Source organism: Staphylococcus pettenkoferi (assembly GCF_002902685.1).
Taxonomy (GTDB): Bacteria; Bacillota; Bacilli; order Staphylococcales; family Staphylococcaceae; genus Staphylococcus; species Staphylococcus pettenkoferi.
On record NZ_PPRN01000065.1, the window covers coordinates 22,926 to 28,925 of the forward strand.

The following is a 6,000-nucleotide window of genomic DNA, read 5'->3' on the forward strand; positions in this document are numbered from 1 at the left end:
AGGGTGTGAGAATCATTCTCATGCCCAAAACTCCTCTAATTAGTGTTACAATGTGTATAAAGCAGATTTCTTTTTTTAAAGATATGTGGAAGCGTTTTCTAATTGAGAAATATTATCACTTATTTTTAAACCTATTCGTGATGTTATTTAAATGTAATCATCAATCATTTGGGCATACAAAATAGGATGGTTTTGGAAATAAGTGATGGAAGCGAGTTAGTGAACACGACTGCATCATTTTAGGGCGTAAAAAAAGATATCTAAAAAAGAAATCGAAATTAATAGTTTTTCAGGGGGGACTTCCTTTTGGCTTATACAAAAAATCAATTCTATCTTAGACGTCTGCACTCGCTGCTAGGCGTAATCCCTATCGGTGGATTCTTACTTGTCCACTTGCTTGTTAACCATCAAGCAACTAAAGGGGCTGAAGCTTTCAACCATGCAGCAGGATTTATGGAATCACTACCGTTCTTAATCGTATTGGAATTCTTATTCATTTACATTCCATTAGTTTATCACGGTGTGTATGGGGTACATATCGCATTTACGGCACAAGCTAACGTTGGACATTATTCACAATTCAGAAACGTAATGTTCTTCTTACAACGTGCAACTGGTATCATTTCATTTATCTTTATTGCGATTCACCTTTGGCAAACACGTATTCAAAAAGCAATTGGTGGCCACGAAGTGAACTACGATATGATTCATGGCTTAATTCAAAGTCATCCAATCATTGTATTAGTTGGATACATCATTGGTATTTTAGCTGTAGTATTCCACTTCTCAAATGGTTTATGGTCATTCTTAGTAACTTGGGGTGTATTACAATCTAAATTCTCTCAACGTGTCTTCACTTGGGTATCTTTAATTGTATTCCTCATCTTAGGTTACATCGGTGTAAGTGCAATTATCGCGTTCGTATAAATTCAAAAGTTTAATTTAGTCTTTAGAGTATAACTAGGGGAGTGACAATTTATGGCAGAGAAAAAAATAATTGTTGTCGGTGGAGGACTTGCCGGTCTGATGTCAACAATTAAAGCAGCGGAACAAGGTGCACACGTAGATTTATTCTCACTTGTTCCAGTTAAACGTTCGCACTCAGTATGTGCGCAAGGTGGTATTAACGGGGCAGTTAATACGAAAGGTGAAGGTGACTCACCTTGGATTCACTTCGACGATACAGTATATGGTGGGGACTTCTTAGCAAACCAACCACCAGTTAAAGCAATGACTGAAGCTGCGCCGAAGATCATCCACTTATTAGACCGTATGGGTGTTATGTTCAACCGTACAAACGAAGGTTTATTAGACTTCCGTCGTTTCGGTGGAACACTCCATCACCGTACTGCATACGCAGGTGCGACTACAGGTCAACAACTTCTTTATGCATTAGACGAACAAGTACGTAGCTTTGAAGTAGACGGCTTAGTAACGAAATACGAAGGTTGGGAATTCCTTGGTATCGTTAAAGGCGAAGATGACAGCGCGAGAGGTATCGTAGCGCAAGACATGACTTCATCTGAAATTAAATCATTCGGTTCAGATGCGGTAATCATGGCTACAGGTGGTCCTGGTATCATCTTCGGTAAGACTACAAACTCAATGATTAACACTGGTTCAGCAGCATCTGTTGTATACCAACAAGGTGCGAAATACGCGAACGGTGAATTTATCCAAATCCACCCAACTGCAATCCCTGGTGACGACAAATTACGTCTCATGAGTGAGTCTGCACGTGGTGAAGGTGGACGTATTTGGACTTACAAAGATGGTAAACCATGGTACTTCTTAGAAGAGAAATATCCAGACTATGGTAACTTAGTACCACGTGACATCGCGACACGTGAAATCTTCGATGTCTGTGTAAACCAAAAATTAGGTATTAACGGTGAGAACATGGTCTACCTTGACTTATCTCACAAAGATCCACATGAGTTAGACGTTAAATTAGGTGGTATCATCGAGATTTACGAAAAATTCACTGGTGATGACCCACGTAAAGTACCTATGAAGATCTTCCCAGCAGTACACTACTCAATGGGTGGTCTTTACGTAGACTACGACCAAATGACTAACATCAAAGGTCTCTTCGCTGCAGGTGAATGTGACTACTCACAACACGGCGGTAACCGTTTAGGCGCCAACTCACTATTATCAGCAATCTACGGTGGTACAGTTGCTGGTCCAAACGCAGTGAAATACGTAGAAGATATCGAAGACACTTACAAAGACATGGATGACAGTATTTATGAACGTCGTGTTCAAGAAGAACAAGAACGTTTCGATAAATTACTCAACATGAAAGGTTCAGAGAACGCATACAAATTGCATAAAGAACTTGGTGAAATCATGACAGCGAACGTAACAGTTGTTCGTGATAACAAGAAATTACTTGAAACAGATAAGAAAATCCAAGAGTTAATGAAACGTTACGAAGATATCGATATTGAAGATACTCAAACTTGGAGTAACCAAGCAGTATTCTTCACTCGCCAATTATGGAACATGTTACAATTAGCACGTGTTATCACTATTGGTGCATACAACCGTAATGAATCTCGTGGTGCACACTACAAACCAGAATTCCCAGATCGTAACGACGAAGAATGGTTGAAGACAACATTAGCTGAATATCAAGGTAAGCACGAAGCGCCTAAATTCACTTATGAAGATGTAGATATCAGCTTTATTGAACCTCGTAAACGTGACTACACTAAAAAGTCTAAAGGAGGTAAAAAATAATGGCAGAACAAACTCAAAGCCAACAACCTCAACAAAAGCAAAAAGAGCCAATTAAATTAATCATCAAACGTCAAGATAATAATGAGTCTAAACCTTATTATGAAGAGTTTGAGATTCCATATAAAGAGAACTTAAACGTGATTGCATGTTTAATGTACATCCGTAGAAACCCAGTTAACGCAAAAGGTGAAAAAACAACACCAGTTACTTGGGACATGAACTGTCTTGAAGAAGTTTGTGGTGCATGTTCAATGGTTATCAATGGTCAATCACGTCAATCATGTTCAGCAATCATTGACCAATTAGAACAACCAATCAAACTTGAACCAATGAGTACTTTCCCAGTTATTCGTGACTTACAAGTTGACCGTTCTAGAATGTTCGACAACTTGAAACGTATGAAAGCTTGGGTACCAATCGACGGTACTTACGACTTAGGACCAGGACCTCGTATGCCTGAGAAGAAACGTCAAACAGCATACGAATTATCTAAATGTATGACTTGTGGTGTATGTTTAGAGGTATGTCCTAACGTAACAAGCAACAACAACTTCGTGGGTGCACAAGCGATTTCTCAAGTTCGCTTATTCAACTTACACCCAACAGGTTCAATGACTAAAGATGAACGTTTAGATGCTTTAATGGGTGGCGGAGGCCTTCAAGCATGTGGTAACTCTCAAAACTGTGTGAACGCATGTCCTAAAGGTATCCCACTTACAACATCTATCGCGGCTATGAACAGAGAAACTTCATTCCATATGTTCAAGTCATTCTTTGGTTCAGACCACAAAGTAGACTAATATCATTGTATAAGCGTAAGGGCCCGGCAGTTGCCGGGTCTTTTTAATTTCGGTAAAAGGATTGAGGGAGTGTAGTTGTAAAGGTACGTGGCGAAATTTACGTTTCTAAGTAAGCTTTGAAAAAATTGAGGGAGCACTCAGACTTTATACAAAACTAAATAATGAAACACATTACTTCTCACAGAACCACTTTTACTCATAGCAGTGAAATAAGCGAAGTAAATGAAGCCATAAATCATGTTGTGCTAAAATGATATTAAATACATAATAAGGAAGTTTTAATAATGGATAGACCTATCGGTGTGATTGATTCCGGAGTAGGTGGGCTGACCGTAGCAAAAGAAATTATGCGTCAGCTACCGAATGAAACGATATACTATTTAGGGGACGTCAAACGGTGTCCATACGGCCCTAGAGAGGCTGAGGAAGTGAGACAGTTCTCGATTGAACTTGCGAATACACTGATGCAATACGAAATCAAAATGCTTGTCATCGCATGTAATACCGCAACAGCTGTGGCATTGGATACGTTGCAAGAGATGCTCAATATACCGGTAGTAGGGGTAATTGAACCAGGTGCACGCACAGCAATTATGACAACACAGAATAACAGTGTGCTCGTGCTAGGAACTGAAGGAACGATACGTTCAGAAGCGTATCGACATCAGATCACTCGTATCAATCCTAATATTAAGGTGAGAGGTGTCGCTTGCCCTGGTTTCGCGCCAATGGTTGAGCAGTTACGCTATAAAGATCCAACCATTACAAGTATTGTGATACATCAAACGTTAAAGCAATGGCGACATAGTGATGCAGATACGGTGATTTTGGGATGTACGCATTACCCTTTAATCTACCAACAGATTAACAATTACTTTGATGGCGAGAAGACTGTGATTTCGTCTGGTCTAGAAACTGCGCGTGAAGTAAGTGCGTTGCTCACGTTTAGTAGTGAACATGCAGGTTATAAGACATCTCCGAAACATCGCTTTTTCGCAACAGGAGATACAGAACACATCGAATACATTATTCAACAGTGGCTCGGTTTAGATGTCACAGTAGAACAAATTGAAGTCATACAAGGAGATGAGGATTAATGGAAGATTTAGTGATTGCCTCAAACAATAAAGGGAAGATTAATGATTTTAAAGTGATATTTCCACAATATCGCGTGATTGGTATCGGTGAACTTATTGAGGATTTTGATGTTGAAGAAACTGGAACAACATTTGAAGAGAATTCTAGACTTAAATCTGAGGCAGCAGCTCAAGCACTTAATAAACGTGTAATTGCTGATGATAGTGGTTTAGAAGTTCACGCTTTGAATGGCGCACCAGGTGTATATTCAGCACGTTATGCAGGTGCTTCGAAAGATGATGACGCCAATATTGAGAAAGTATTGTCTGAACTCGGCGATACGAAAGATCGAGCAGCTGAATTCGTATGCGTAATTAGCATGAGTGCGCCAGGTGAGGAAACAGTACAATTTAGAGGTACAGTGCAGGGTGAAATTACGTTAGGTAAAATTGGTGAGCATGGCTTTGGTTACGATCCAATCTTTTACGTGCCGAATAAGGATCAAACGATGGCGCAACTCACTGCTGAAGAGAAGAATGAAATCAGTCATCGTCGCCGTGCAATCGATCAGTTAGAAGCTTATTTAAAAGGTGAAACGCAATGACACAACTATTATTAATTAGTGATAATCATACAGAAGCAGGTATTTTACATGATGTGCTCACGCATAATGAAGATTGTGATGAAGCAATTCATCTAGGTGATTCCCAATTTACTTATGATGATACGGAACTCAGTCGCTTCGTCAGAGTCAAAGGAAACACAGATTTCTATCCTGAATTTCCGGCCGAAGAAATCGTCTCTATTAATGGCATTCGTGCATTCTGTGCACATGGTCATGTGCATCAAGTGAATCGTACGCGGGATATCTTAGTGAATCAAGCTAAGATGCACTACTGTGATTTTGCATTTTACGGTCATACGCATGTTGCGAGATATGAGGAAATTGATGGCGTGCATGTAATCAATCCAGGAAGTATTTCTCAATCACGCAGTCGAGTAGAGGAAACTTATGCCGTTGTGACGATTGATGATGAGACAGGTAAAGGGCATGTAGAGTTTAAGAATCGTAAGCATCTAGTCATTCATGAAGTTCAATTTGAGTTAAATCGCTAAGAGAAATATCAATTTAACTTGTTTAATACGACTTAGTTAGGGTATATTAAGTAATAGTGTTATTTTATTGACGATAAGACCTTAGCTTTTGTTTTTAGAATGGAAGCTAGGGTTTTATTTTTTGGAACTATAATTGATTTTCTTTTACTTTAAAATCATTCTAATATTAAGTATGTTTGAACTAAATTATATGTTATAATGAACTTGTAGGTGAGAATCCTACAGGTATATGAACAGTTTTTGTGTGTGAAGGATATTATTC

The 6,000-nt window shown here is 39.0% G+C and carries 6 protein-coding genes; all 6 read left to right on the top strand.

Going from position 1 to position 6,000, the window contains the following annotated elements:
- Positions 1–306: 306 nt before the first annotated feature.
- The 6 genes from CD126_RS10815 to CD126_RS10840 all read left to right on the top strand — a co-directional run bounded on the left by CD126_RS10815 (position 307) and on the right by CD126_RS10840 (position 5,738).
- Positions 307–927, top strand: coding sequence for a succinate dehydrogenase cytochrome b558 subunit (locus tag CD126_RS10815; protein ID WP_002472887.1), 621 nt, complete (start codon positions 307–309; stop codon positions 925–927).
- A 51-nt stretch (positions 928–978) separates the two neighbouring features.
- Entirely contained in the window at positions 979–2,745 is a 1,767-nt protein-coding gene (sdhA, locus tag CD126_RS10820) for a succinate dehydrogenase flavoprotein subunit (protein ID WP_002472866.1), read from the top strand.
- The gene (gene sdhB / locus CD126_RS10825) at positions 2,745–3,545 is read left to right on the top strand and encodes a succinate dehydrogenase iron-sulfur subunit (RefSeq protein ID WP_103370495.1); all 801 of its coding nucleotides are present in this window, start codon (positions 2,745–2,747) and stop codon (positions 3,543–3,545) included. The genes sdhA and sdhB overlap by 1 nt, the downstream gene beginning before the upstream one ends.
- 284 nt (positions 3,546–3,829) lie before the next feature.
- The gene (gene racE / locus CD126_RS10830; protein WP_049406998.1) at positions 3,830–4,642 is read left to right on the top strand and encodes a glutamate racemase; all 813 of its coding nucleotides are present in this window, start codon (positions 3,830–3,832) and stop codon (positions 4,640–4,642) included.
- Positions 4,642–5,226, top strand: a complete 585-nt coding sequence (locus CD126_RS10835) for an XTP/dITP diphosphatase (RefSeq protein ID WP_049407001.1) — start codon at positions 4,642–4,644, stop codon at positions 5,224–5,226. Before racE ends, CD126_RS10835 begins: the two co-directional genes overlap by 1 nt.
- Complete coding sequence (locus tag CD126_RS10840) at positions 5,223–5,738, top strand: metallophosphoesterase family protein (RefSeq protein ID WP_103370496.1); 516 nt, start codon at positions 5,223–5,225, stop codon at positions 5,736–5,738. Before CD126_RS10835 ends, CD126_RS10840 begins: the two co-directional genes overlap by 4 nt.
- Positions 5,739–6,000 lie beyond the last annotated feature (262 nt).

Bases quoted from the DNA above. Each gene is read 5' to 3' on its own strand.
- CD126_RS10840 (WP_103370496.1), top strand. From the start codon at position 5,223: ATGACACAACTATTATTAATTAGTGATAATCATACAGAAGCAGGTATT.
- CD126_RS10835 (WP_049407001.1), top strand. From the start codon at position 4,642: ATGGAAGATTTAGTGATTGCCTCAAACAATAAAGGGAAGATTAATGAT.
- sdhA (WP_002472866.1), top strand. From the start codon at position 979: ATGGCAGAGAAAAAAATAATTGTTGTCGGTGGAGGACTTGCCGGTCTG.
- sdhB (WP_103370495.1), top strand. From the start codon at position 2,745: ATGGCAGAACAAACTCAAAGCCAACAACCTCAACAAAAGCAAAAAGAG.
- racE (WP_049406998.1), top strand. From the start codon at position 3,830: ATGGATAGACCTATCGGTGTGATTGATTCCGGAGTAGGTGGGCTGACC.